2 protein-coding genes are annotated in these 1,828 nt (G+C 39.1%); both read left to right on the top strand.

All coding sequences use genetic code 11. From position 1 onward, the window contains the following. Nucleotides 1–68: 68 nt before the first annotated feature. Nucleotides 69–740 carry a DUF4145 domain-containing protein gene (locus ACED48_RS20400; protein ID WP_017058388.1) on the top strand — a complete coding sequence of 224 codons (672 nt, stop codon included), beginning with the start codon at nucleotides 69–71 and terminating at the stop codon, nucleotides 738–740. Between the two features lie 144 nt (nucleotides 741–884). After that, a complete protein-coding gene (locus tag ACED48_RS20395; protein ID WP_017058387.1) occupies nucleotides 885–1,397 on the top strand; it encodes a DUF3916 domain-containing protein in 513 nt (170 codons plus the stop codon). The last annotated feature ends 431 nt before the right edge of the window (nucleotides 1,398–1,828 follow it).

The following is a 1,828-nucleotide window of genomic DNA, read 5'->3' as shown; positions in this document are numbered from 1 at the left end:
GGTGTTATGCGGTGGCTTCATATTGCGTTGCTCACTACTTAGCTTAGCGTTATAAGAAAAGGCAAACAATGGGCGAAATTAAAAAAATTCACTGTAACAGCTGTAATCGAACAACGAATCACACAGCTAAGAGTTCCCATACAAAAATCGTATATTTTGATGAAGATGATGGTCGTGTGGATGAAAGCTCACCTTTAGAGGAATCTGAATATACGTTTTGGGTTTGTATGGGTTGTGATTCTGCTTGCTTAGAAGATAAATATACATGCGCTGGTATGAATGATGGGTTTGAGCAAGTGTATGTGTCTACCTTTTATCCAGAACATACTTTTAGCCATCGCAACCCTAAAAGTTTTTGTTACATCAAAGATGAACTTCAGGATTTATATCGAGATATTGTTACTTCGTTTAGGTACGATCTAGCAATTCCTACTGCAACAGCCATACGAACATTGCTCGAAGCGATATGCATAGACCAAGGTATCACTGATGATATAGCTTGGAAGTTTCATATAAAAATAGAAAAACTAAACGACATCTTAGGGATGCCCAAAAGTATTACCGAAGGGCTGTTAACTCTAAAATTCATGGGTGATAGTGCTGCACATAAATTGATTTCGCCCCAAAGAAAGGACTTGTCTTTAGCAATAGACTTGCTAGAAGCATTGATGCTTCATTTGTATGAAGCAAAATTTGATCTTGAAAATAAATCAACTCAAATGCATAAGTCCTATAAGTAATTTTTCTTATAACAAACAATTTAAGAGGGATTCCCAACGCTTGGCATTTTTGCTTCTACTTCAATTTTAGTGGTTACGGTACAATGCTTTAAGTTGGGTGGTAGCGTTGCTCACCCCTTAATTGGGCGTTATAAGGAGGAAGATATGCGAAGAATTAGCTTTCATCGTCCAAAACAGAAAGTACGAAATCCAGAAAGGCACATACGTGCCCTAAAAGTGTGGGCTGAAGAGTTTCGAGGTTATTATCCAGAGCGGGATGGTGAGCAATACACTAACTTCAAAATTTGGACACTTGATCGCTTAATCCAAGGTTCTAGTTCCAAGTTTGAGTGGCAGAAAGAGGCTTTAGAGCAGTTATTTATAGCCGCCAACCATATGGTTAATGCAAAGCCAAACAACGAAAAAGGTAAGTCTTGGGTAGCTGTACTTCTTTGTTATCCCAACCTTTTTTCTAGTGAAGTAACTGTGTTCTTTGACGAAACCTACTATAAGCGGTTTAGACCTGACGATGGTTTACTTACAGGTAGAAGTATTTTGGAAAAGTATGAGATTTCCGCAAATTTCGATTACATCGAGCAGGGTTACAAAGAAGACTGGGGTGATGAAAAAGAAAGTATAGAAGTTGAAATGTGGACAATAGGTGAACCCTCCTTATAACAAAGCATTTAAGAGGGATTCGCAACGCTTGGCGGTTTTCGTCTAAATTCAGCTTTTGTGTTTTAAGTGGTTTGTCGAAGCTGTGGTGTTTGGCGTCGCTCACCCCTTAATGCGGCGTTAGTTTGCAAGGAGCAGAAAAGCGTTTGTGGTCTAAAAGTCTTGATCTACGTTCTAGCTATTCACCTGTTATTTTCCAAAGACTTTTTCATCGAAATAGGCATCTCGCGTAGTCAGTTTTTCGGTTAATTAGCTTCCGTGCCATTCAATTCTTTCGTGTTAGTAAGATTCATTTCTCAACGTTTTTGCGCGCTTCTTCTTTGGTTTTGAAAGTTAAGCGGGAGCATTGAAAGGTGGTATTTGTGGCTGTCGGCATCTTCGAAAGTCTTCTTAGCCAAGTGCGTTTTGTTGGTTGGGTTTAAATTCTGAGCTGC

It is taken from the genome of Vibrio sp. 5S239 (assembly GCF_041439575.1).
Lineage (GTDB): Bacteria > Pseudomonadota > Gammaproteobacteria > Enterobacterales > Vibrionaceae > Vibrio > Vibrio kanaloae.
This window is presented reverse-complemented; position numbering and strand designations above follow the sequence as displayed.